The sequence below is a fragment of the Rouxiella sp. Mn2063 genome, assembly GCF_049319665.1.
Lineage (GTDB): Bacteria > Pseudomonadota > Gammaproteobacteria > Enterobacterales > Enterobacteriaceae > JBMOUD01.
In genome coordinates this window covers 227,236-251,718 of the sequence record NZ_JBMOUD010000003.1, presented here as the reverse complement: position 1 = coordinate 251,718, position 24,483 = coordinate 227,236, and the positions used below count along the sequence as shown (strand labels likewise).

Here is a 24,483-nt window from a genome sequence, read left to right as displayed (position 1 = left end):
TTCGGCCGGACGGGTCGGTTGAGACGGGCATCCCTGACCGGCTCAACCTAAAGCAGACGTCCTTGTCTGCTTTCCCCTAGCCTCATTCGTTCACTTGGCCGACAAAATGCGCTATTAAAGGTCAACAGACAGAAAACATTAGGCTTCCGATAAACTACGCAAGTCCTCAAAGAAAATCCTTTTCAAAAAGTTGTGCGATTGTTGGGGCGCAATCACCACCCGCCTGCGACACCACATACCCCGCCACACTATTCGCCAGCATCATACTTTGCCAGTGGCTGAGTCCGAGCGATAATCCGGCCAGTAAACCGGCACAATGGCTGTCACCCGCGCCAATGCTGTCAACCATTTGTACTTTTTTAGCCGCAATCCACGAGTGATCCTGCTCACCACCATAATAATAACTGCCCTTCTCACCACAGCGGATCACCACCAGCTCTTGGGTTTTTTCATGCAGTTGCTGACTAAAGGCTTCAACATCATCATGCATACCCAACAAGTTGGCTTCACGCTGATTCAAGGTCAGAATCACACCGGGGCGGATCAAGGCATTAATCAGTTCAGGTGACATGGTATCGAGTCGCGGGCCAAAATCGACAACCACGCGCACCGCAGCAGGCAACTGCTGCAGCCATTCAACCAATACCCCGCCTTTTTTAGCGCCAAGTTGATAGCCGGAGACATAAACCAACCCGGTTTGCGGCGTCGATTGCACCAGCCACTCGGGTTGCCACTCATTTTCGATACCATCGATAGAGATAAAGGTACGCTCACCGTCTGGTTCGACTAGCGCCAGGCACCAGCCGTTATCACCACCGCTGACGGATAAATCGGACTCAATACCGCGTTTAGCCATTTCTTCGCGCAGACGGTTGGACCACATGCCTTCGCCAATCGGTAGCAAGTTACTGCTTTTGATGCCTAACTGTTTGAGACCTAACGCGATATTCAGTGCGCAGCCACCAAGATGAAAGCCTTTCACACTGGCTGCCACGTCGCCGCCTCGCTCCGGCAAAGCATCGGCGTGAGCCACCATATCCATGATGGCTGCCCCAACTAACGTCACCGGACATTGCTGATGCCAGTTCTCTTGCATCAGCGTTTTTAACATATCGCGATGCTGGTTATTCACACCACCTCCTGCCACTGCTGACGGAAACGAATAAAGGCGTCGGCGTATCCGGCCATGTCGGTCGGGTTCACGCGTTTTAACTCATCGAGATAATCGGCCTTGAATGCTTCAATCCCCTGCAATGCACCACAAATTGCCGTCGCCATCGCACCAATCGTATCGGTATCACCGCCAAGGTTGGCGCAGAGAATAGCGCACTGGTTAGGGCAGGTACCAGCAAGCTCAACCATCGCCAATGCAGCCGGTACCGATTCAATCGTACTGACACCCGCCCCCACCAGCTGATAAACCCGCTCAGAGGCTTCTTCAGTCCCCGTGGATTTGTGAATAACATCAAATGCCAGTTCGATACGCGCCGCCAGCGATGCGCTAAAGGTGGTGCTACGGCGAGTTTGTGCATAGCGAGCAACGTCCGGTAATGCCAAACGGATTTCCGACCAGCTTGCCCCTTCGATAGCTTTAGATACTGCCCAAGCGATAACGACCGCACCGGCCACCGCGATATCCGATTTATGTGTCGGGCTGGACGCTAACCACACCTGTTGACAGAACTGCTCTAAAGGCGCAGAAGGCAGTACGCAGCCTAACGGCGAAACGCGCATTGCTGCGCCGTTGGTTACACCATTATTTTCTAGCGTGTCGATAGCCACGCCTTTTTTCTGTTCAGCGAGCGCCAGTTTGGAACTCGGTCCTAAAATATTTTTGTTGAAAGCATCAAAGCTATCGACCCAGCGGATAACATTCCGGGCAATCAGTTCTGGTACCACTGCCCCATTGGCCTCCACCAGCGCATCAGCCAAGGCCAACGCCATTGAGGTATCGTCAGTAAACTGTGCCGCGGTAAAATAACAGGCCGCATTGTTTTCAGCCGGGCCATCGAGGAAACGGTCAATCCAGCCAAAATGTTTTTTCACTCTTTCGCGTGGCCACAATTCCGACGGCATACCTAGCGCGTCACCCAACATTTGCCCATACAAGGCGCCTAACATACGGTTTTTTTGTGTTTGCGATTGCATCTTTAAACTCCAATAGAAATCTAGAGGTGGGCTTCATGCCCACCAAACCCAGCATAATTATGTTCAGTGAGAATATTCGGCGGCAGCGATAGCCTTGTTCTTTTCGCGGAAAAACAGCAAGAACAGCAGCATAACGACGACAACCATCGCCGTCCCCACGCCCCATACGGCAAACCAATCAAATGTCATGCCGTTCTGTGGTTTGGATAACGCGAAGGTCGTCAGCGCGCGGCCACCGAGCCAGTTACCGATAAAGCTGCCTAGTCCCTGACAAACAAGCGTGATCAGCCCCTGTGCCGCAGTACGCATATGCGGTGGTGCTTTTTTATCCACGTAGATATAGCCAGTAACAAAGTAAAAGTCATAGCTCACACCGTGTAGCAAAATCCCGAGGAACAGCAGGCTGTAGCCCCAAACATCTTCCGTTCCGCCGTAGATAAAGAACACGTAACGCAGCGCGGCGGTAATGAAGCCCAGCATCAAGACTTTTTTGATGCCAAAACGTTTTAATAGAAACGGTAAGGACAATAAGGCAAAGATCTCGGAAACCTGCCCCAAGGTCATCCAACCAGTAGCGTTAGGCAAACCGACCTGAGTGAGGAAGCCGTTAGCAAATTGGTAATAGAACGCTAATGGCATGCAGAACAAGAAAGAACACAAGGCGAAGATGGCAAATGAGCGGTCTTTTAACATGCTCAAGGCATTCAAACCAAACAACGCTTTGATATTGATAGGACCCGTGCCTTTCGGCGGTGTGTTCGGCAGCCAAAAGCTATAAAGCCCAAGCGCTATGGAGGCAATACCGGTGATCCACAGCGGCAGATTGGTATCAGAGATATTATTCATCCCTAACAGCGGCGGTAATGCAAAGCCAATGACTAATCCAGAGACGATCCAACCGATGGTGCCTAATACACGAATACGCGGGAAGTCCTTCTCAGTATCCGCAATATTGGCAAACGCAATACTGTTAGTTAGCGCCACGGTTGGCATATAGGTAATGGCGTAGACAACCAGCAGTGGGAAGAAATGTGAGAACTGTGTTTGTAGTGCGATAAATCCCATCAAGACACCACCAGCTAACAGCAGCCAGGCGAGAACTTTCTGGGCGGAGAAATAACGGTCTGCGATGACCCCTACCACGACAGGAGATAAAATAGCAGCAATAGCCGTGCTGCTATAAGACCAGGCAACTTGCGATGGACTAAACCCGAGTTTATTGAGGTATTGCCAGAGTGGCACAAACCATGCCCCCCAGATAAACCATTCAATAAACATCATGATGGACAGCTTCAGATTGGTACGTTTCATTATTATATATCCTTGCTGAATGGATAATTGACTCCCCCGGTGTCAAGGTGGCGTCTCTTGCAGGTCGAATGTTGCTCAATACCTTTGTAATACCTTAATGATACCTTTACAAGAGTACTGCGATCAGTTTCACAAATAATGTTATTTCCACTGATGTCATTGCCAGTAATGGGTGTTTATACTTGGTTTAACTTGTATTTATCTTCTCGTTTGAGGTGTTTATCCACCGTTGAAGATTATGATTCGGAATCAGTTACAGTTATTGGCTTAGTTTTTTACAAAGATTTCTACTTGCATCTATACCTACTAAGGAGTTGTTATGCGAATTTTGGTTGTTGAGGATAACGCATTGCTGCGTCACCATCTTTCGGTACAAATGCGTGAAATGGGTCATCAGGTTGATGTAGCTGAAGATGCAAAAGAAGCCGATTATTTTCTGCAAGAACATGCGCCAGATATCGCCATTGTCGATTTGGGATTACCGGGCGAAGATGGCCTGAGTTTGATCCAGCGCTGGCGTAATCATCAGGTCAAATTGCCTATTTTGGTATTAACCGCCCGGGAAAGCTGGCAAGACAAGGTCGCCGTACTGGAAGCCGGGGCGGATGACTATGTAACCAAGCCCTTCCACCTGGAAGAAGTCGTGGCACGTATGCAAGCTTTAATGCGCCGCAATAGCGGACTGGCTTCGCAAATTATCGCTCTTAAACCTTTCCAGATTGATTTATCTCGCCGTGAACTGACCGTTAACGATCAGCCGGTTAAACTAACTGCCTTCGAATACACTATTATCGAAACATTGATTCGCAATACCGGAAAAGTAGTGAGCAAAGATTCGCTAATGCTGCAGCTTTATCCAGATGCCGAGCTGCGCGAAAGCCATACCGTCGATGTATTGATGGGCCGGTTACGTAAAAAATTATTAGCTGAGCATCCTACCGATGTGATTACTACCGTTCGCGGCCAAGGTTACCGTTTCGATATTCGGGCATAAGTGATGAAATTCCGCAATAATGCGCCTTTCTCGCTGCGTTCTCGCTATATGATGGCGACCGCAGCGGTAGTGCTGGCACTGTCCATTGCCTATGGATTGGTGGCTGTCGTCGGTTATATGGTGAGCTTCGATAAAACGGCTTACCGCATATTGCGTGGAGAAAGTAATCTGTTCTTCAGCCTCGCCCAGTGGCATGACGATAAGTTGACGATCAACGTCCCAGACGATGTTGATCTTAATTTCCCAACCTTAGTTTTTATCTACGACAATCACGGCAAGCTGCTGTGGTCACAACGTCGAGTTCCAGATTTAGAAGCGCGGATCACCAAATCCTGGCTAAATAAATCTGGTTTTTATGAGTTAGATACCAACACGCAAACCTCCAGTGAAGTCGTCGGTAATAATCCGGTGGCACAGAGTAAATTGAAAGGTTATGACGATACCGACTCCAGTGCCCTCACCCACTCGGTGGCCGTCAATACCTATCCAGCAACGTCACGACTCCCGGCGCTGAACATCGTAGTCGTTGATACTATTCCGCAGGAATTACAACATTACGATTTAGTTTGGGAATGGTTCAGTTATGTCTTTTTGGCTAATCTGCTGTTAGTCGTGCCGCTGTTATGGCTGGCCGCCTATTGGAGTCTCAGGCCGATTAAACACTTAATTCGCCAAGTTGCAGAGCTGGAAACGAAAGAACGCGAGCTGTTAGATGAAAACCCGCCGCGTGAATTGCGCGGGCTGGTACGTAATCTTAATGTGCTGGTCGATGGTGAACGCAGTCGATACGATCGTTATCGCACCACGCTATCGGATCTTACTCACAGCCTAAAGACGCCATTGGCCGTTTTACAGTCTACGTTGCGTTCACTGCGCAGTGGCAAGCAAATGACTATCGAAGAAGCTGAGCCGGTGATGTTGGAACAAATTAGCCGTATTTCTCAACAGATTGGCTATTATCTGCATCGCGCAACCTTGCGCTCTGAGCACCTGATTACCGTACGAGAACTCCATTCAGTACCTGCATTACTCGACAGCCTATGCTCGGCGTTGGATAAAGTTTACCAGCGTAAAGGGGTGGTAATAACGCTCGATATCTCGCCTGAAGTGACCTTTATCGGCGAGAAAAATGACTTTATGGAAGTGATGGGCAATGTCATCGATAACGCCTGTAAATATTGTCTGGAGTTCGTCGAAGTCAAAGCGCTGCACAACGAAAATCAACTGGTTATTCTGGTGGAGGATGATGGCCCCGGTATTCCAGAAAATAAACGCGAAGTGATTTTTAAACGTGGACAACGCGCAGATACCTTACGGCCAGGCCAGGGTTTAGGTTTATCGGTTGCCAGCGAAATTATTGAACAATATGACGGCAAAATAACCGTCTTCGACAGCCCTCTTGGTGGTGCATGTATGCGCGTTGCCTTTGGCCAGCAAGACGATATAGAGCAAAGCTAATATTAACAGCGGCGTTAGCGCTCAAGCTCGCCGCTGACTTGCTTCTTATGGCTGAAAAATCTGATAGCAACGAAAATTTGCAGCCAATTACACATCCTTGTCTCGCTCGCTTCCGCTATAATCCCCGCAAGCTTCTTAATCATCCGTGGAATAAAACTTATGGATTACCAACTCGAGTTAGATTGGAACGATTTCCTTGCCAATTACTGGCAAAAACGACCGCTGCTGATCAAACGTGGCTTTAAAAACTTTATAGACCCTATCTCCCCGGATGAATTGGCTGGGCTAGCGATGGAAAATGAAGTGGATAGCCGTTTGGTTAGCCACCACGAAGGACGCTGGGATGTGAAACACGGCCCTTTCCAGAGCTATGATCATTTAGGTGAAAATAACTGGTCTATTCTGGTTCAAGCCGTCGATCATTGGCACGAGCCTTCTGCCCATCTGATGCGTCCTTTCCGCAGTATTCCTGACTGGCGCATGGATGATTTGATGATCTCATTCTCGGTTCCCGGCGGTGGCGTTGGCCCGCATTTGGACCAGTATGATGTGTTTATTATTCAAGGTACCGGCCGTCGCCGTTGGCGTGTAGGCGAGAAAATCGCCATGAAACAACATTGCCCGCACCCGGATCTGCTGCAAGTCGAACCTTTCGATGCCATTATCGATGACGAGATGGAGCCAGGTGATATTCTCTATATTCCACCGGGTTTCCCGCATGAAGGCTATTCTCTTGAAAGCTCTCTAAACTATTCCGTTGGCTTCCGTGCGCCAAGCTCTCGTGAGATGGTCAGCGGCTTTGCCGATTATGTCTTGTCTCGTGAATTGGGAGGTCGTCGCTATAGCGATCCAGACCTTAAGCTGCGCGAACATCCGGCTAAGATTGAGCAGCATGAGCTAGATGGCTTGCGCAATATGATGTTGGACTTGGTAGGTAACCCAGAACATTTCAATAACTGGCTAGGTGAGTTCATTTCCCAATCGCGTCATGAGCTGGATTTAGCGCCACCAGAGCCGCCTTATCAGGCCGGCGAAGTTCATGAGTTGCTCGAGGCTGGAGAAACACTGCAACGCCTTGGCGGCTTGAAAGTATTGCGTATTGGCGATCGCTGCTACGTTAATGGCGAAGCGATGATCACCGATCAATTAGCCGCAGTCGATGCCCTCACTCGTCATACTATCGTGACGCAAGAGTTGCTGGGTGAAGCGTTAGACGATCCTTCCTTTCTCGCGCTGTTAGCCGCGTTGGTCAACAGCGGTTATTGGTATTTTAACGACTGATTGAGATGTAAGGCAAAGTGCGCCTGATTGGCACACTTTGCCTATACGTTTAGCTATTGCGGCTTAGCCTGCTCAGCAGCCAGGGTCGCGATATTAACAATTACTTTCACCGCGCTTTCCATCCCTTCTTGCGTGGTAAATTCATGCTTGCCGTGGAAGTTATAGCCGCCGGTAAACAAGTTCGGACAAGGTAATCCTCTAAAGGAAAGCTGCGCGCCATCGGTACCGCCGCGAATCGGTTTGCGTACTGGCTCGATGCCACTGACCTTCATTGCCCGTTCAGCCAATTCGATAATATGCGGATGTTTAGCGATTTCATCACGCATATTGTAATACTGGTCATCAATGGTCACATCGATATAGCAAGCGGAATGCAGTCCTTTCCCCACTTTCTGCGCAATTTGCACCAACTTTTGTTTGCGAGCGGTAAAACCTTCGCTATCAAAATCCCGCACAATGTAGTGCAGCTCAGCTTTTTCAACCGTGCCTTTCATTGACGTCAGGTGATAAAAGCCCTGATAACCTTCGGTAGTTTCCGGTGTTTCATCAGCAGGTATCTCCTGATGGAAGCGAGTTGCCAGCGACATTGCATTCACCATCACACCTTTGGCATGAGAAGGATGAACGTTGTTGCCCACAATTTTTATCTTAGCCGAGGCGGCGTTGAAATTTTCGCACTCCAGCTCACCGATACCGCCACCGTCAATGGTATAAGCCCAGTCGGCATTAAACGCGGCAACATCAAAATATTGCGCGCCCTTGCCAATTTCTTCATCCGGGGTAAACGCGATACGTAGCGGCCCATGCGGCAGAGCAGTACTTTTCAATGTCGCCATGGCAGTGATAATTTCAGCAATACCCGATTTATCATCAGCGCCCAGCAAGGTTTTACCATCAGTGGTAATAATGGTTTGGCCGATCAGTCGATGTAACACCGGAAACATAACTGGTGAAAGGAACTCTTCGCCATTCCCAAGCGCAATATCACCCCCACGATAATTTTCCACAATCTGCGGTTTAACATGTTTTGCGGTAAAGTCTGGCGAGGTGTCCAGGTGAGAAATAAAGCCAATAACCGGCACAGGCCAGTCCACATTACTCGGTAATGTCGCCATGACACAGCCTTTATCGCTCAGGCTAACCTGTTCCAATCCTAGAGCAAGCAATTCATCACGTAACAACCGGGCAAATTCCATTTGTCCAAGCGTACTAGGCGTCTGTTTGGCGTTCGGCTTTGATTGTGTATCAAAAGAGATATAGTGAAAAAAACGATCGAGTAACTTATTCATAATAAATGCGTATCATCAGAAAGAAGGAATTTATTATGCGCAGTCCGAATTCTGTAAATATTGCGTCAGGTCAGTATTAATGAGTTTAACAAGCAGGGGCTTGTTAATCACACAGGGGATTGATGACCGAGTCATCACTGTTTTACATTCGAATGGGTTGTTTATGTGGATCTCGTGCAGGTTCGGTCGCCCACCACTCAAGTGGTATATATCAGCGCAGCCGACCGCGACCGGCAAGGGCCTTGAGGCGAAGGCCCCTGCACCCGACGCCTGCGCTTAGCTTATCGGGGCGCTTCACCGAGAAGCTCCCCAACGGCTTACTTTGTTTAACGACTGGCTTTATTCACGATGCCAGGAATCGCTTTTTTTGGTCAGGAAAGCGTGGACAAATTCGGGTACGACCTGGCTGGCGAGGCCGTAGACTTTTTTGTCGAACTGGTTTTCAACCTGGCTCGGCTCAAGGTTGAGTTCCATGGTGTATGCGCCGCTTAACCGGGCTTCGTGTACAAAACCTGCCGCTGGGTAAACATGGCCTGAGGTACCGATAGCCACGAAGAAATCGGCTTTTGCTAACGCCAGGTAGATTTCATCCATGTGCAATGGCATTTCACCAAACCACACGATATGCGGGCGCAACGGCGCAGGGAATTGGCAACAGTGGCAACGATCGTTAACGGTAAGGTCGTTGGGCCAGTCAAAAATTTGACCTGACTCAGTACAGCGCACTTTGAGTAGCTCACCATGCATATGCAACACACGCTGGTTGCCAGCACGCTCATGCAAGTTATCAATATTTTGCGTGACTAGCAGAAAGTTATCCCCTAACGCATCCTCAAGCACCGCTAAAGCTTGATGTGCGGCGTTAGGTTGAATGTCGTCCTGCTGCAACTGGTGGCGGCGAGCATTGTAGAATGCCTGCACCAGTTGAGGATCTCGACGATAACCCTCTGGTGTCGCCACATCTTCAACTTTGTGCTCTTCCCACAGTCCGTCAGCCGCCCGGAATGTACGAATTCCAGACTCAGCCGAGATCCCCGCACCGGTCAGTACCACGATAAAAGGCTTCTTCAGCTCACTGGCCGCCATACTATCGCGGTGAAAAATACTTGAGCGGAAACGTTGGTGACGTATGCGCTTATTTTTTCTGAATCGGCATATACGATGGCGTGTGCGCATAAATACTGCTCCTTAGAAAATTACTGGCCGCCGCTTAAAACACGAGCGGGGTCAATTCGACTTGCGCGACGAGCTGGATACCAGCTTGCCAATAGGCTGAGCACTAATGCAGTAACCAATACGCTGATAACATCTAACCAGTGGAGCTCTGAAGGTAAGAAATCAATAAAGTAGATATCTCCCGAGAGGAATTTGTGTCCCACCAGCGTTTGCAGCAGATTGATAATGTTGGTCAGTTGCAGGGAGGCAATCACGCCGAATACCACACCACATACGCTTCCTACAAAGCCTGATAACAGTCCGTACCAGATAAATACTGCGCGAATTAAGCCATCTTTGGCGCCTAAGGTGCGCAACACGGCAATATCACTGCTTTTATCTTTAACCGCCATCACCAGCGTGGAAACGATATTAAAACAGGCCACGCCGATCACCAGCACCATCGCCAGATACATAATGGCGCGGATCATCTGGATATCACGGTACATATAACCGTATTTTCCAACCCAGCTGCTGAAATAGACGTAGTCTTTTGCCGCTTCAGCCGCATCGTGCACAATTTTTTGTGCGGCAAAAACATCCTGAACCTTGATGTGGATGCCGGTGACGCTATCGCCCATTTCTTGATATTGCTGAGCATCGCTAAGTGGAACCATCGCAAAACTGTGATCCAACTGGCCGCTGAGTTGCAATATTCCGGCAACCTGTAAGCGAATACGCTTAGGCTGTAACAGCTTCATGCTGGCATCGCTGTTAGGGATCATCACAGTAACCCAATCGCCCTGCTTGACGCCAAGCGCCTTAGCCAGACCTTGCCCAATAATCACCTGCTGGTTGCCCGCTTTAAAACTCTGCCAGGCATTATTTTGCACGAACTGCGGTACCGCACTGATGCGCCCTTCCTGATCGGGGTCAACGCCTTGTACCTGTACCGCACGTAGCTTGGCACCGTTTTCGATCAAACCGTTGAATTCGATATAAGGTGCAGCGGCAACAATACCCGGCACTTTTTCAATTCGTCCCAGTACATCCTGCCAATTTTCAAACGGCTGATTGACCGGTTTGATTTCGCCGTGCGGCACCACCGCTAGCACGCGTTCTTTTAGCTCACGTTCAAAACCGTTCATCGCACTTAACCCAACGATTAATACCGCGACACCTAACGCAATACCTAAGGTTGAGATGACCGAAATCAGCGAGACCATTCCGCCACGGCGACGCCCGCGACTAAAGCGCAGGCCGATTAACAAGGAAAATGGCAGAGCCGACATTACTTCGCTCCCAACAGGCTGGAATCTTGCTGCAACTGGCCGTCGCGCATCTCCAACTGACGATTGAGGCGTTTGGCTAATTGCAAATCATGCGTTACCACCAAGAATGCGGTGCCTTGACGCACATTTAATTCACCCAGCAGATCAAAGATGCTATCAGCATTACGTTGGTCCAGATTACCAGTCGGCTCATCGGCCAGTACCAGCGATGGGTTATTAACCAGCGCGCGGGCAATAGCGACACGTTGACGTTCGCCGCCAGACAATTCAGAAGGACGATGCTTATGACGATGCCCAAGGCCCACTGCCGTCAGCATTGCCATGGATTTCTCTTGCACATCGGCCATTTTTTCTTTGCCAATGAGCAGCGGCATAGAGACGTTTTCCAGCGCAGTAAAGTCCGGCAACAGATGGTGAAATTGGTAGATAAAACCGAGTTGACGATTGCGCAGTTCAGCCTTAGCGGAAGAGGACATGCTATTGAGCGATTGTCCTTTAAAAATAACTTCGCCAGAGGTCGGAGAATCCAACCCGCCGAGCAGATGCAGTAACGTACTCTTACCAGAACCGGAGCTGCCAACGATGGCCATCATTTCACCCGGTTTTATCTCGAAAGAAACATTACGCAATACGTCAGTGTTAAGTTTACCGTCTTGATAGCTCTTACAGAGGTTTTGGCACTGCAATAATAAAGCGTTATTCATAACGTAAAGCCTCTGCGGGTTGAGCGGCGGCGGCCCGCCATGAAGGATAAAGCGTAGAAAGTAAGGCAATAGCCATCGCGGCTAAAGCAATAATCGTCACCTGCACGGGTTCGATATCTATTGGCAACGATGCACCATCAAGCATGGCACCGACGGCGGGCATAATGGTATTAAGTTGCGTTGCAAGGACAACGCCTAACACCGCGCCAAGGAAAGCGCCAATCACCCCAGCGCTGGCGCCCTGCACCATAAATACCGCCATAATCTGGCGACGTGTCAGCCCCTGAGTCTGCAAAATAGCAACTTCACCTTGCTTCTCCATCACCATCAAACCGAGCGAGGTAATAATATTAAAGGCGGCGACGGCGACAATCAGACTGAGCAGCAGTCCCATCATGTTCTTTTCCATACGTACCGCTTGGAATAGTTCACCTTGACGTTCACGCCAGTCTTTCCACACCGTACCATTTGGCAGCTTTTGTTCGCTTAAGCTATCAACACTCAGCGGTTTATCTAAAAACAAACGCCAGCCGGTGATATTACCTTGCGGGTAAAGCATCATGCGCGAGGCATCTTGCTGATTAACCAGCATTTGATAAGTATCGACTTCACTGTTCGCCGAGAAGGTGCCCGCCACAGTAAACAAACGTTGGCTTGGGATACGACCCATCGGCGTGAATTGGCTGGCGCTGGTCACAATGACGCGAATCTGATCGCCACGTTTCACCTTCAACTGATTAGCCAGCTGTTCACCGAGGATCACCCGATACTGGCCAGGTTGTAATACTTGCATGCTGACGCCAACCAGATATTGTGACAACGGTTCCTGCTGATCGGGATTAATCCCCAGCATCACCCCTACCGAAACGCTGCCGGGGCTTTGCAGCACCACATCGCCTGTCGTTAAAGGCACGACATTGCTGACACCTTGCAGTTTAGCGGCGTCTGCCTGAGTGATTTGCTGTGGATTAAGCGACCCTTGCGGCGTGGTGATTAACGCCTGCGGCATTAGCCCCAAGATGTTACCTTCCAGATTCTTTTCAAATCCGTTCATCACCGACAGCACGGTAACCATTGCCATCACACCTAGAGTAATACCTATGGTGGACAGCCAAGAGACAAACCGCCCAAAGCGGTCTGATGCACGCCCGCGCATGTAGCGCAGGCCTATAAATAAAGCGACAGGTTGATACATGAAATCCGTTATGTTCAGTGAATCAAGGCAAAGTGATCAGGATAATAAAGGCTCAACCCACTTTATGGAACCACTAACCACTTAACTCATCATCTTTGTGCGGTTTTTTATCGGATTTTTATGAGGTTTTTTGCCAGAATAGTAACGAAACCCGGTTGACCTTAGACAGAACTGCGTCGCAAGATACGCCCTGAAATTCTGGCTCTCCTTTGCCACTAAATGAGATCGTGAAACTGCTTATGCCTCAAAACACACGTTATTCGCTGCCCGAGCGCCCGGGCGATACTCGTCAGTTAGGCCAACTTACTGGCTCCGCCTGTGCATTAGAATGCGCCGAGATTAGTGAACGTCACTCCGGCCCCATCATGCTTATCACGCCCGATATGCAAAATGCGCTGCGCTTACGTGATGAGATCCAGCAGTTTACCGAGCATAAAGTGATCAGCCTTTCCGATTGGGAAACGCTGCCTTACGACAGTTTCTCGCCACATCAAGAAATTGTGTCTGCCCGCCTCTCCAGTTTGTATCAATTACCGACCATGGAACGCGGCATTATTATTCTGCCGGTCAATACGCTGATGCAGCGCGTCTGTCCGCATCAGTTCTTGCATGGTCACGCTTTAGTGATGAAAAAGGGCCAACAGCTCTCACGCGATAAATTACGTTCTCAGTTAGAACAGGCTGGCTATCGCAGCGTCGATCAAGTGATGGAGCACGGTGAGTTTGCCACCCGTGGTGCGCTGTTGGATCTTTACCCGATGGGCAGCGATGAACCTTATCGTATTGATTTCTTTGATGATGAGATAGATAGCCTGCGTATCTTCGACGTGGATACTCAACGCACACTCAGCGAAGTCGATTCTATTAATTTGCTGCCAGCGCATGAGTTCCCCACCGATAAAAATGCTATCGAGTTATTCCGCAGCCAATGGCGCGAAAAATTCGAGGTGCGCCGCGATGCCGAGCACGTTTATCAACAGGTGACTAAAGGCACCTTCCCCGCCGGGATCGAATATTGGCAGCCGCTGTTCTTTAGCGATCCGCTGACGTCACTGTTCAGCTATCTGCCGAAAAATACCTTATTGGTGAATACCGGTGAGTTAGAAGCCGCTGCCGATCGTTTCTGGCTTGACGTTAATCAGCGTTATGAAAATCGCCGTATTGATCCTATGCGCCCGCTGCTCGAGCCTGAAGAGCTATGGTTACGCGTCGATAGTTTGTTTAGCGAGTTAAAAAAATGGCCGCGTATTCAGTTAAAAACTGAAGAGTTAGCGCAGAAAGCCGCGAATACCAATCTGGGTTATCAAACGCTGCCTGATTTGTCAGTACAACCGCAAAACAAGGCACCAATGGATAACCTGCGCCGCTTTAGCGAAAGCTTTACCGGTAGCATCCTGTTCTCCGTCGAGAGCGAAGGACGCAGAGAGACGCTGCAAGACTTGCTGGCGAGAATCAAACTCAAACCAACACTCATTACGCGCATTGAGCAAGCGGTAACCCCTGGTCGATATATCATGATTGGCGCGTGTGAACGCGGCTTCCTCGGACATCCTTTCGCTGATAACCAGATAGAGCTGGCATTAGTCTGTGAAAGCGACATGCTGGGCGAGCGTGTGACGCGCCGCCGACAGGATAGCCGCCGCACTATCAACACCGATACGTTAATTCGTAATCTTGCAGAACTGAGTCCCGGCCAACCGGTTGTTCATATGGAACACGGGGTCGGTCGTTATCAAGGATTAATGACGTTAGAAACCGGCGGAGTGACCGCAGAATATCTGATTCTGACTTACGCCGGTGAAGATAAGCTCTACGTTCCAGTTTCTTCACTGCATTTGATTAGCCGCTACGCAGGCGGTGCCGATGAAAGCGCACCGCTGCATAAATTAGGTGGCGAAGCTTGGTCAAAGGCGCGACAAAAAGCGGCCGAGAAGGTGCGGGATGTAGCGGCTGAGCTGCTGGATGTCTATGCTCAGCGCGAGGCTAAAAAAGGCTTCGCCTTCAAACACGACCGTGAACAATACCAGCTGTTCTGTCAGACCTTCCCCTTCGAGACTACTGCCGATCAGGCGCAGGCGATTAACGCTGTATTAACTGATATGACCCAGCCGCTGGCGATGGATCGTCTGGTGTGTGGCGACGTAGGCTTTGGTAAAACAGAAGTGGCAATGCGAGCCGCTTTCCTGGCGGTATCGAATAATAAACAAGTGGCAGTGTTAGTTCCCACTACCCTGCTGGCACAGCAGCACTTTGATAATTTCCGCGATCGTTTTGCCAACTGGCCAATCCGCATCGAAATGATGTCCCGTTTCCGCAGCGCTAAAGAGCAGCAAGCCGTGCTGGAAGAAGCTATCGAAGGGAAAGTCGATATTATTATCGGCACGCATAAGCTGCTACAAAGCGATCTGCGCTGGAAGGATTTGGGTCTGCTGATTGTTGATGAAGAGCACCGTTTCGGCGTACGCCATAAAGAACGTATTAAGGCAATGCGTACCGATGTTGATATCCTGACGCTTACCGCCACGCCTATTCCACGGACCTTGAATATGGCAATGAGCGGCATGCGTGATTTGTCGATTATTGCTACACCACCGGCGCGACGTTTAGCAGTCAAAACCTTCGTACGCGAATACGATGATTTAGTGATTCGTGAAGCCATTCTGCGTGAGGTGCTGCGCGGCGGCCAGGTCTATTACCTCTACAATGATGTTGCCAATATCGAGAAAGCCGCACAGCGGCTGGCAGAGCTGGTGCCAGAGGCCCGCATCGCCATTGGGCACGGCCAGATGCGTGAGCGCGACCTGGAACGAGTGATGAATGATTTCCATCATCAGCGTTTTAACGTGCTGATTTGCACCACTATCATCGAAACAGGTATCGATATTCCCAGTGCCAATACCATTATCATTGAGCGGGCCGATCACTTCGGTTTAGCACAGTTGCATCAGCTGCGTGGACGTGTAGGTCGTTCGCACCATCAAGCCTATGCTTACTTGTTAACACCAAATCCGAAAGCCATGTCGACCGACGCGCATAAACGACTGGAAGCCATTGCCTCGCTGGAAGATTTAGGCGCAGGTTTTGCGTTGGCAACGCACGATTTGGAAATCCGTGGTGCGGGCGAGTTACTGGGCGAAGACCAAAGTGGACAGATGACAACAATCGGCTTCTCTTTATATATGGAACTGCTGGAAAACGCGGTAGAAGCATTGAAAGAGGGGCGCGAACCTTCGCTTGAGGATTTGACCAATAGCCAAACAGAAGTAGAAATGCGCATGCCGGCGCTGCTGACTGAAGATTACATTCCTGACGTGAATACCCGCTTGTCTTTGTATAAGCGTATTGCCAGCGCCCGCAATGAGTCAGAAGTTGATGAGCTACGCGTTGAGCTGATTGACCGCTTCGGTAGCCTGCCAGACGGCGCAAGAAACCTGCTGCATATCGCTGTTTTGCGCTTGCAGGCTCGCGAACTGGGCATTAAACGTATTGAAGGTAACGAACGCGGTGGCTTTATTGAATTTAGCGACAAAAACCTGGTTGATCCCGGTTATTTGATTGGTTTATTGCAAAAACAGCCGCAGGTTTATCGCCTCGACGGGCCGAGTAAGCTTAAATTCACACTTGAACTTACCGACCGGCCAAAACGACTGAAATTCATCAGCGACCTACTGGTGGCTTTTGCCGAACATCAAGTGTCGGCCGTCAGCTAAAAAGCGATACGTTTCTCGATATATCAGACAATATCGCGATGAAACAAAAAAGCCTGAGACAGAAAAACTGTTCTCAGGCTTTTTTATCGGCTCACCTAATGCGTGATTAGCTTTGGGTTAACTCCAGTTGGCCGCTTTTGTTCAGAGGGATCTGTGTACCTGGATCATGGTCCATTCGTACTTTACCCTGCTGATCGCCTATTTTATAGGTCACATCATAGCCAAGCATTTTTTCTGATTTGTCATAAACCGTACTGCAACGCTCTGATTGCGTGGTGTATGTATCATTATTCTGCATACCGCTCTGCACGCGGTTACCGGCGTAACCACCGCCCAATGCCCCGGCGATAGTGGCAACATCACGTCCATGCCCACCACCAAACTGGTGTCCTAATACTCCACCAGCAACAGCACCTAATAAGGAACCGGCGATCTGATGTTCGTCTTGCACTGGGCGGCGATGGGTGACAGTGACATTCCGACATTCCTGACGCGGTGTTTTTACTGTTTCTTTAATTGGCGTCGCACTCAGAACCTGCGCGTAATGTGGGCCTGATGAAAACACATTCATGCTCGCCACTGCCGCAATACCTAAAGCAGCAGCGACACCAATACCCACACCCGCTAACATTGATTTGTTCACAGGGAAAACCTCCTGAAATTGTTACCACGCATTTTGCTTCATTCGTCCTCCGCCCACATTCTGGGGCGCAATACGACGGGTAGAACCGAATAATAAATGGCGTGCGTGAATCGCCCGAACAACTGACTACGCTTTGTTTTTATCTACTCTGTGTATTGCCACTCTCTGTACTATCAGCGTGCTATTTGTCGCGCTTTTCGGACATAGAAAGGCTTTTATGAACACGGAAAGTTTGCACAATCTGTTATGTCTGAACAATAAGACGTATAGCCAAAATGGCGGCTTACAGCTGGAATTTGCGGTATTTGGGAACAATCTTAGCGGGGTAAAGGAAGAGGTAAAAAGAGCTTTATAAACGATGGGCGGCAAAAGATCAGCGGATAAGAATCGATTCAGCCTTCAGCTAATAAACTGAAGGCTGAATCGTAGATATTAGTGCAGTTTCAGATGTGGGCGAATCACGCGGTTGATTCTACCGACAAGCATCATCAAGCCGGTCTTGATATAACCGTGCAGCGCCACTTGGTGCATACGGTATAGAGAGATATACACAAAACGTGCAATACGACCTTCAACCATCATAGAGCCACGCATCAAGTTACCCATCAGGCTACCTACGGTACTAAAGCGTGATAATGAAACCAATGAACCGTGATCGCTATAAACGTAAGGCTTCAAACTTTGGCCTTTACGTTGCGCCATAATATTAGCAAAGCAACGGGATGCCATCTGGTGAGCAGACTGCGCTCGCGGTGGCACAAAACCGCCGTTTGGCAATGGACAAGATGCACAGTCACCAATCGCATAGATATTTTCATCACGCGTCGTTTGTAGCGTTGGCTCAACGACTAACTGGTTAATACGGTTAGTTTCAAGACCTGCAATATCTTTCATAAAATCAGGCGCTTTAATACCAGCAGCCCACACCATTAAATCGGCTTGAATAAACTCGCCGTCTTTGGTGTGCAACCCGCCCTTCTCAGCGCTGGTCACCATGGTTTTGGTCAATACGCGCACGCCAATTTTAATCAGCTCTTGGTGTGCTGCCGCAGAAATACGCTCTGGCAACGCTGGCAAGATGCGTTCACCGGCTTCGACCAAGGTGACGTTTAATGCCTGATTGTCTAACCCTTTATAACCATAGCTGTGCAGTTCTTTGACTGCATTGTGCAATTCAGCGGAGAGTTCCACACCGGTCGCACCACCGCCAACGATAGCGATGTTAACCTTATCTTTCTGCTCACCGCTGGTGGAGAATTTCAGGAATAGATTAAGCATTTCGTTATGGAAACGATGCGCCTGCTGCGGGTTATCAAGGAAGATGCAGTTCTCTTTAACGCCCGGCGTACCGAAATCGTTAGAAGTACTGCCCAACGCCATCACCAATTGGTCATAGGCGATATCACGCTCTGGCACCAATACATCGCCATTTACGTCACGGATAGCGGCCAGTTGAATCGTCTTACCTTCACGATTGATGTTGGTCAGTGAACCGATTTGGAAAGTGAAACCATGATTGCGAGCATGGGCCAGGTAGCTCAATGCATCAACACCATCATCCATGCTGCCGGTCGCCACTTCGTGCAACAGCGGTTTCCATAAATGGCTATGGTTACGATCGACTAAGATAATCTCGGCTTTTTTGCTGCGTCCTAATTTATGCCCCAGACTGGTGGCAAGTTCTAATCCGCCGGCACCCCCGCCAATAATTACGATCTTCTGCATAACATCTTTCAAAATACATACCTCAGAATGTGAACCAATTGTTATCTAAGAGTGAAATTATTATCCTTAGATTACATAGGGTTGGCTTAAGTTAAATCGTCATCTGAGGTGAGAATACCATGAGGTTATCAACTTTTTATACCTAATTTGATGTGCATCAAATCATTTAAAGGAATTTTATGAGTCGAGATATTTTTGCTTGTTTTTATTCAGCGAGTTAGCTGTTTTTACGATAAAAAAAACGGTCAACAATAAGGTAAAAAGGGAGGGGAAATATAAAAGGAGGCGAATAAAAAATGGCACACACGCCAAGACATGTTATGCCATTGTTATATTTGCTTTAACAGATGGTACGGGCCGTATTGCTTAGCGAGCCAGTAACTTATGCTCCTGCCAGCGATCGTTCAATGCGGTAAGTTCGCAATTGGCTCGCTGCCAACGCTCAGAAGATAACAGCGCCTGACGGCTCGATTTACCGTAAAACTCACCTTTGTGATACAGACTCGCGACCTGCTCGGCGTTAACCGGAGATAAATTATCTAATACGCTTACCGCCCCTTGGCGGTTATTGCATACCAGAATCATATCGCAGCCCGCATCTAATGATGCCTGACCTCGCTCGGCGTAGCTGCCCATAATGGCTGCACCTTCCATCGACAGGTCGTCAGAGAAGATAATCCCGCCAAAGCCCAGTTCTTTTCGTAATACTTGCTTAAGCCAGTGCGGGGACCCACTAGCCGGACGAGCATCAACCTCGGTGTAAATCACATGGGCAGGCATAACCGCGTCCAACAATTGGCGCTCAATCAGCGTGCGGAAAATTTGCATATCATGTTCGCGGATCACCGATTCAGGACGGTTATCACGCGGTGTTTCTTTATGCGAGTCTGCACTCACCGCACCGTGCCCAGGGAAATGTTTGCCGGTCACTTTCATCCCTGCTGAGTGCATCCCTAAGATAAATTGCTCGGCCATCGCCAGCGCTTGAGCAGGCTCAGCGTGGAATGAACGTTCGCCAATCGCCGCACTAACGTGGCCAATATCCAGCACTGGGGCAAAGCTGATATCAATATCCATGGCAATCATTTCCGCTGCCATTAGCCAGCCGGCCTCTTGTGCCAAACGTCCCGCTTCCGGCGCCTGATTTAATGCAGCAAAGGATTGTGCTGCAGGCAACAAGGTAAAACCATCGCGAAAACGCTGGACCCGGCCCCCTTCTTGATCGACGGCCAGTACCAGACGATGACGAGATGCTGCACGAATTTGGCGGATAAGCTCATGCAATTGCTCAACATCATGGTAGTTACGGGTGAAGAGAATCAAACCGCCCACCAGCGGGTGTTGCAAAATTTCACGCTCTTCTGCATCCAGCTCATAGCTGGCAACATCTAACATTACTGGACCCACAACGCCTACTCCCATGATTAATACTGATAAAAATTTTCTTATGGTACTTCACGCAATAATTTTTGGCGCAACGGTTGCCCCCAGTCGATATAGCGGCTTTCCTGCGTTTGCTGCCAACGGACTTCACACCACATCAACATCAGATAATTTACCCAGGGTATCCAATGGGTAATCTGTTGTTCAAGACGTGAACGGTCCTGATATCCACCACAGCGAATATAATCGTCGATCAGTTGCTGACGCTGCTGCACAGATAGGTTATTCCCTTGAAATAATGCGGCCAGCTCTAAAGCAATATCGCTATCTGCCGCATATTCCCAATCAATTAAACGCAATCCTTGCGTGGTATTCACTAGGTTTTCAGGATGAATATCCATATGCACCAGCGCTAATTTCAGTGGCGTTGGCAAGGCACGCCGCATAAATTGCTGGTGTAATCGCAGCCAGCGCGGAGTTAAACGTCGCCGGTCAATATGCTGCCAATAGCGGGACAGCTGTTGACGCAAATTCAGCGGATAACCGCTTGGTGGCAATTGGTGCAAGCGTGTGAGCATTTGTGCTAGCGCCACCTGCCCTTGCGCTGACTGCCAGAGCTCTTCGCTAACGGTATTGCCCTCCAGCCACTCAACGAATAACCAACCAGCCGTTTGTAACACGACGCAGGGGCCAAGTGTTTCAGCATCTAGCTGCCGCAAAATTGCCGCTTCACGGTGGCGCTCAACGCCTAAATCAGATTTCTCCTGCGATTGAGCCCGCGCCAGTAAATCATGCTGTGGTGTGCTAATACGCCAGCTTTCCCCGGTTAACCCACTCACAGTGCTTAAACGACAACCGGCGGGTTCAACCGCCGGAAGGTGTTTTTGCAACAAGGCCGATAACGTGGCTTTAATTTGAGCTGGCAACAGCGGCTCCGCTACCAGACCAAACAATCTCACCGCTTGGCACGGTCATAAGCTGCATATCTAACGTTGGCGTTTTGACATTGCCGCTGACATCACTATAAAGCACATATTGGGCGCTGACCTGACGAGCAAGCGCAATGGCTTTAGTACGTGATACCAGATTGTCATCCGGCGAGAGTCCCATCATTTGCTTGGCAGAATTCAATTGGTCAGTCGGCACTACGTTAAAGGTTTTATTCGAACCAAAGGCATCATGCATCGCGGCGCTGATTTTGCTGGTTTGCAATGAACCATTGGTGCTGTTTTTGACATTATCTAACAGCAGTACGCTACCTGCTTGTACACCATCAGCCTGTAACATTTTAGCGACAATTGGCTGAACCACTGCGCTCCAGTCAATTGTCAGAATTTTCGGTGGCTGAGGCACTTCAACCGGCGGCGGCGGTGTAACAGTTTCAGTTGGTGTTGGGACCGTGGTGACCGGCGGTTGTTGCGTTTGTGGCTGTTGTGTTTGATTTTCATCTGGATGAGTCACACACCCAGCTAACACTAATGTGGCTAATGCCACAGCGGCAAAATACTTTTTCATCAACCCTCTCCGTTCGGGAAGTTACAGGTAGAGATAAACACGCACTCGATACGCGTCAAGATTGCCATTCAGAGAATCAATATCTACGTCTGAATTAGCGGGAACTGTGGTAGTCCGTACCTCTGCATAGGGCAGCAAATCTAATCCCTGTTTGTCATACCAATAAAAACGATAGTGCAGAGTAATGGGCTTGGGCTGATTATTACTCAGTCTGATGGTTGCTTTTTTACGTCCCCCTTGTTCGGAAATCGAAGGGGTACCAGGGATAATTCCCGCCGTCAGCACTGGCGATTCCATGATGACACTTTGTTGGTTATTCAACGCAATACCGGGAGTATTACTGCAACCGGCTAACAATAAGAAGGCGGAGAGCACCATCAAAAATCGCATAACAAGAACCTCGGTAAGCAGATCTCTTAAACGGATCAAGAGTAATGGAGTATCAATGATATGTCACTGACACCTCATTATACCCAATAAACTTCAAGACGCAGGTAGACGGCTATCGAGCGAAGCCAACAGACTGATAAAGATAAGTCTGTTGGCTTATGACGACAATATTACGAGCGAACCAGCATTGGGCCTAAGCTATGGCCACCAACCAAGTGCATGTGGATATGATAAACCTCTTGCCCGCCGTGGCGGTTGCAGTTGACTATCAAACGATAGCCATCTTCGGCAATACCTTCTTGCTGCGCAATTTTGGAGGCAACCACAATCATACGTCCCAGCGCTGCTTCATCTTCAGTGGTGACATCGTTAATGGTGGGGATCAACTTATTCGGGATAATCAAAATATGGGTAGGTGCCTGAGGTGAAATATCACGAAAAGCGGTAACCAACTCATCCTGATAAACCACATCGGATGGGATCTCACGACGGATAATTTTACTGAAAATCGTTTCTTCGGCCATGTTCACTATCCTTTATACGTTTTTGTGTGCGCAGTATGAGCGACTGATTCTACCCCTTTCAACCTCGATTTCGTAGATTGCTGTTTAAGTGCTGCAGAAATCGGCATCATTAACACCAAAGAGTGAATCATTAAAACCTTGGTATATATCTAAAATATAAAAAAAGGAGGCCTAAGCCTCCTTCTTACCAAACCATCGCTTATCTCAAATAAGCCATGCTGATTAATGGTTACGAATATAATCGTCCATATCAGTTTTCAGGTTATCTGACTTAGTACCGAATATTGCTTGAACACCAGAACCAGCAACCACTACACCGGCAGCACCAAGCTTTTTCAAGCCAGGTTGGTCGACTTTAGCAACATCGGCCACGCTAACACGCAGACGGGTGATACAAGCATCAAGGTTAGTAATGTTTTCTTTACCACCGAACGCTTGCACCAATGATGCGGCCATTTCGCTGCCACCCTGCGCAACCTGCTCGCTAGAGGTATCTTCGCGGCCAGGCGTTTTCAGGTTCAGTTTAACGATCAGGATACGGAACACGGTGTAGTAAATTACCGCGTAGATCATACCAACAATCGGGAACAGCCAGATACGGCTGCTGTTGCCACTCAGTACCACGAAGTCGATCAAGCCGTGTGAGAAGCTGGTGCCATCACGCATGCCGAGCAGAATACAGATTGGGAACGCCAGGCCAGCCAAGATCATGTGGATGAAGTACAGGATTGGCGCAACGAACATGAACGCAAATTCAATTGGCTCGGTGATACCCGTCAGGAACGCAGTCAACGCAGCAGAAATCATGATGCCGCCGACTTTGGCACGGTTTTCAGGCTTAGCTGAATGCCAGATAGCAATGGCAGCCGCTGGCAGACCGTACATTTTGAACAGGAAGCCGCCAGACAGTTTACCCGCAGTTGGGTCGCCCGCCATATAACGAGGGATATCGCCGTGGAATACCTGCCCAGCAGAGTTAACGTACTCACCAATTTGCATTTGGAACGGTACGTTCCAGATATGGTGCAGACCGAATGGTACTAACGCACGTTCAACAATACCGTAGATACCGAATGCCAATACAGGATCTTGATAAGCCGCCCATTGGGAGAAGGTCTGGATAGCACGACCGACCGGTGGCCAGATAAAGGACAGTACCACACCTAAGAAAATCGCCGCCAGACCAGAAATGATCGGTACAAAGCGTTTACCTGCGAAGAAGCCTAAATATTCAGGCAGCTTGATGCGATAGAAGCGATTAAACATATATGCAGCTATAGCACCGGAAATAATACCGCCGAGTACGCCGGTATCTGCCAAGTGTTTAGCATCAATCTCTGCCGCTGGCAGATGTAATACCATCGGCGCAACAACTGCCATGGTTTTCACCATGATGCCATAGGCAACCACGGCGGCAAGAGCCGATACACCATCGTTATTAGTGAAGCCAAGTGCGACACCGATAGCGAAGATCAACGGCATATTAGCAAAAACGGAACCGCCCGCTTCAGCCATAACATGGGAAACAACGGCAGGTAACCAACTGAAGTCAGCCGATCCGACACCTAGCAGAATACCTGCGATAGGTAATACGGAAACAGGTAACATTAGCGATTTACCGACCTTCTGGAGGTTTGCAAACGCGTTCTTAAACATATGGGGAGTACTCCTGAGTAATAGTGCTTTTGATGCTTCTCACCGCGTTTTGTTGAACAAACCTCGGCGTTGCAATTGGCTAAAAAAACCGTTGCGTTTAGGGTGTTTAA

Annotated in this window: 20 protein-coding genes; 4 read left to right on the top strand and 16 right to left on the bottom strand. The window is 49.1% G+C overall.

Going from position 1 to position 24,483, the window contains the following annotated elements; genetic code table 11:
* Positions 1 to 166: 166 nt before the first annotated feature.
* From ACL9RG_RS06575 to ACL9RG_RS06565, 3 genes are all read right to left on the bottom strand, one after another.
* The gene (locus ACL9RG_RS06575) at positions 167 to 1,132 is read right to left on the bottom strand and encodes a PfkB family carbohydrate kinase (protein ID WP_422791796.1); all 966 of its coding nucleotides are present in this window, start codon (positions 1,130 to 1,132) and stop codon (positions 167 to 169) included.
* Positions 1,129 to 2,148: an ADP-ribosylglycohydrolase family protein gene (locus tag ACL9RG_RS06570; protein WP_422791795.1), complete on the bottom strand. Its 1,020-nt coding sequence runs from the start codon at positions 2,146 to 2,148 to the stop codon at positions 1,129 to 1,131. The genes ACL9RG_RS06575 and ACL9RG_RS06570 overlap by 4 nt, the downstream gene beginning before the upstream one ends.
* A 63-nt stretch (positions 2,149 to 2,211) precedes the next feature.
* A complete protein-coding gene (locus ACL9RG_RS06565; RefSeq protein ID WP_422791794.1) occupies positions 2,212 to 3,459 on the bottom strand; it encodes a nucleoside permease in 1,248 nt (415 codons plus the stop codon).
* Between the two features lie 319 nt (positions 3,460 to 3,778).
* On the opposite strand from ACL9RG_RS06565, the gene phoP reads away from it, so the two are divergent.
* From phoP to ACL9RG_RS06550, 3 genes are all read left to right on the top strand, one after another.
* Positions 3,779 to 4,453, top strand: coding sequence for a two-component system response regulator PhoP (gene phoP, locus ACL9RG_RS06560; RefSeq protein WP_422791793.1), 675 nt, complete (start codon positions 3,779 to 3,781; stop codon positions 4,451 to 4,453).
* Between the two features lie 3 nt (positions 4,454 to 4,456).
* Positions 4,457 to 5,911, top strand: a complete 1,455-nt coding sequence (gene phoQ / locus ACL9RG_RS06555) for a two-component system sensor histidine kinase PhoQ (RefSeq protein ID WP_422791792.1) — start codon at positions 4,457 to 4,459, stop codon at positions 5,909 to 5,911.
* 159 nt (positions 5,912 to 6,070) lie between these two features.
* A complete protein-coding gene (locus ACL9RG_RS06550) occupies positions 6,071 to 7,192 on the top strand; it encodes a JmjC domain-containing protein (protein WP_422791791.1) in 1,122 nt (373 codons plus the stop codon).
* A gap of 53 nt (positions 7,193 to 7,245) precedes the next feature.
* Here the strand turns inward: ACL9RG_RS06550 and pepT are convergent, their stop codons facing one another.
* From pepT to lolC, 5 genes are all read right to left on the bottom strand, one after another.
* A complete protein-coding gene (pepT, locus tag ACL9RG_RS06545; RefSeq protein ID WP_422791790.1) occupies positions 7,246 to 8,481 on the bottom strand; it encodes a peptidase T in 1,236 nt (411 codons plus the stop codon).
* 339 nt (positions 8,482 to 8,820) lie between these two features.
* The gene (gene cobB / locus ACL9RG_RS06540) at positions 8,821 to 9,657 is read right to left on the bottom strand and encodes a Sir2 family NAD+-dependent deacetylase (RefSeq protein ID WP_422791789.1); all 837 of its coding nucleotides are present in this window, start codon (positions 9,655 to 9,657) and stop codon (positions 8,821 to 8,823) included.
* A gap of 20 nt (positions 9,658 to 9,677) precedes the next feature.
* Positions 9,678 to 10,928, bottom strand: coding sequence for a lipoprotein-releasing ABC transporter permease subunit LolE (lolE, locus tag ACL9RG_RS06535; RefSeq protein WP_422791788.1), 1,251 nt, complete (start codon positions 10,926 to 10,928; stop codon positions 9,678 to 9,680).
* Positions 10,928 to 11,632 (bottom strand): lipoprotein-releasing ABC transporter ATP-binding protein LolD, encoded by a 705-nt coding sequence (gene lolD, locus ACL9RG_RS06530; RefSeq protein WP_422791787.1) that lies wholly within the window; start codon positions 11,630 to 11,632, stop codon positions 10,928 to 10,930. Before lolD ends, lolE begins: the two co-directional genes overlap by 1 nt.
* Positions 11,625 to 12,827, bottom strand: coding sequence for a lipoprotein-releasing ABC transporter permease subunit LolC (lolC, locus tag ACL9RG_RS06525; RefSeq protein WP_422791786.1), 1,203 nt, complete (start codon positions 12,825 to 12,827; stop codon positions 11,625 to 11,627). The genes lolD and lolC overlap by 8 nt, the downstream gene beginning before the upstream one ends.
* 239 nt (positions 12,828 to 13,066) lie before the next feature.
* On the opposite strand from lolC, the gene mfd reads away from it, so the two are divergent.
* A complete protein-coding gene (gene mfd / locus ACL9RG_RS06520) occupies positions 13,067 to 16,537 on the top strand; it encodes a transcription-repair coupling factor (protein ID WP_422791785.1) in 3,471 nt (1,156 codons plus the stop codon).
* Between the two features lie 106 nt (positions 16,538 to 16,643).
* Here the strand turns inward: mfd and ACL9RG_RS06515 are convergent, their stop codons facing one another.
* The 8 genes from ACL9RG_RS06515 to ptsG form a co-directional block, all read right to left on the bottom strand.
* The gene (locus ACL9RG_RS06515; protein WP_422791784.1) at positions 16,644 to 17,180 is read right to left on the bottom strand and encodes a glycine zipper 2TM domain-containing protein; all 537 of its coding nucleotides are present in this window, start codon (positions 17,178 to 17,180) and stop codon (positions 16,644 to 16,646) included.
* 432 nt (positions 17,181 to 17,612) lie between these two features.
* The gene (locus ACL9RG_RS06510) at positions 17,613 to 18,905 is read right to left on the bottom strand and encodes an NAD(P)/FAD-dependent oxidoreductase (RefSeq protein ID WP_422791783.1); all 1,293 of its coding nucleotides are present in this window, start codon (positions 18,903 to 18,905) and stop codon (positions 17,613 to 17,615) included.
* A gap of 366 nt (positions 18,906 to 19,271) precedes the next feature.
* A complete protein-coding gene (nagZ, locus tag ACL9RG_RS06505; protein WP_422791782.1) occupies positions 19,272 to 20,312 on the bottom strand; it encodes a beta-N-acetylhexosaminidase in 1,041 nt (346 codons plus the stop codon).
* A gap of 38 nt (positions 20,313 to 20,350) precedes the next feature.
* Entirely contained in the window at positions 20,351 to 21,217 is an 867-nt protein-coding gene (locus tag ACL9RG_RS06500; RefSeq protein ID WP_422791970.1) for a phosphotransferase, read from the bottom strand.
* Positions 21,198 to 21,803, bottom strand: coding sequence for a penicillin-binding protein activator LpoB (lpoB, locus tag ACL9RG_RS06495; protein ID WP_422791781.1), 606 nt, complete (start codon positions 21,801 to 21,803; stop codon positions 21,198 to 21,200). Before lpoB ends, ACL9RG_RS06500 begins: the two co-directional genes overlap by 20 nt.
* A gap of 21 nt (positions 21,804 to 21,824) precedes the next feature.
* On the bottom strand, positions 21,825 to 22,193 hold the full coding sequence (locus ACL9RG_RS06490) for a YcfL family protein (protein ID WP_422791780.1): 369 nt from the start codon (positions 22,191 to 22,193) through the stop codon (positions 21,825 to 21,827).
* 170 nt (positions 22,194 to 22,363) lie between these two features.
* The gene (gene hinT, locus ACL9RG_RS06485) at positions 22,364 to 22,717 is read right to left on the bottom strand and encodes a purine nucleoside phosphoramidase (protein ID WP_422791779.1); all 354 of its coding nucleotides are present in this window, start codon (positions 22,715 to 22,717) and stop codon (positions 22,364 to 22,366) included.
* Positions 22,718 to 22,939: 222 nt separating this feature from the next.
* Positions 22,940 to 24,373 carry a PTS glucose transporter subunit IIBC gene (gene ptsG, locus ACL9RG_RS06480; protein WP_422791778.1) on the bottom strand — a complete coding sequence of 478 codons (1,434 nt, stop codon included), beginning with the start codon at positions 24,371 to 24,373 and terminating at the stop codon, positions 22,940 to 22,942.
* Positions 24,374 to 24,483 lie beyond the last annotated feature (110 nt).

Excerpts from the sequence above, each read along its gene's own strand:
- ACL9RG_RS06570 (WP_422791795.1), bottom strand. The coding sequence starts at position 2,148 with ATGCAATCGCAAACACAAAAAAACCGTATGTTAGGCGCCTTGTATGGG.
- hinT (WP_422791779.1), bottom strand. The coding sequence starts at position 22,717 with ATGGCCGAAGAAACGATTTTCAGTAAAATTATCCGTCGTGAGATCCCA.
- lolD (WP_422791787.1), bottom strand. The coding sequence starts at position 11,632 with ATGAATAACGCTTTATTATTGCAGTGCCAAAACCTCTGTAAGAGCTAT.
- lolE (WP_422791788.1), bottom strand. The coding sequence starts at position 10,928 with ATGTCGGCTCTGCCATTTTCCTTGTTAATCGGCCTGCGCTTTAGTCGC.
- ACL9RG_RS06490 (WP_422791780.1), bottom strand. The coding sequence starts at position 22,193 with ATGCGATTTTTGATGGTGCTCTCCGCCTTCTTATTGTTAGCCGGTTGC.
- phoQ (WP_422791792.1), top strand. The coding sequence starts at position 4,457 with ATGAAATTCCGCAATAATGCGCCTTTCTCGCTGCGTTCTCGCTATATG.
- ACL9RG_RS06550 (WP_422791791.1), top strand. The coding sequence starts at position 6,071 with ATGGATTACCAACTCGAGTTAGATTGGAACGATTTCCTTGCCAATTAC.
- pepT (WP_422791790.1), bottom strand. The coding sequence starts at position 8,481 with ATGAATAAGTTACTCGATCGTTTTTTTCACTATATCTCTTTTGATACA.
- ptsG (WP_422791778.1), bottom strand. The coding sequence starts at position 24,373 with ATGTTTAAGAACGCGTTTGCAAACCTCCAGAAGGTCGGTAAATCGCTA.
- lolC (WP_422791786.1), bottom strand. The coding sequence starts at position 12,827 with ATGTATCAACCTGTCGCTTTATTTATAGGCCTGCGCTACATGCGCGGG.
- mfd (WP_422791785.1), top strand. The coding sequence starts at position 13,067 with ATGCCTCAAAACACACGTTATTCGCTGCCCGAGCGCCCGGGCGATACT.
- lpoB (WP_422791781.1), bottom strand. The coding sequence starts at position 21,803 with ATGAAAAAGTATTTTGCCGCTGTGGCATTAGCCACATTAGTGTTAGCT.
- ACL9RG_RS06510 (WP_422791783.1), bottom strand. The coding sequence starts at position 18,905 with ATGCAGAAGATCGTAATTATTGGCGGGGGTGCCGGCGGATTAGAACTT.
- phoP (WP_422791793.1), top strand. The coding sequence starts at position 3,779 with ATGCGAATTTTGGTTGTTGAGGATAACGCATTGCTGCGTCACCATCTT.
- cobB (WP_422791789.1), bottom strand. The coding sequence starts at position 9,657 with ATGCGCACACGCCATCGTATATGCCGATTCAGAAAAAATAAGCGCATA.
- ACL9RG_RS06565 (WP_422791794.1), bottom strand. The coding sequence starts at position 3,459 with ATGAAACGTACCAATCTGAAGCTGTCCATCATGATGTTTATTGAATGG.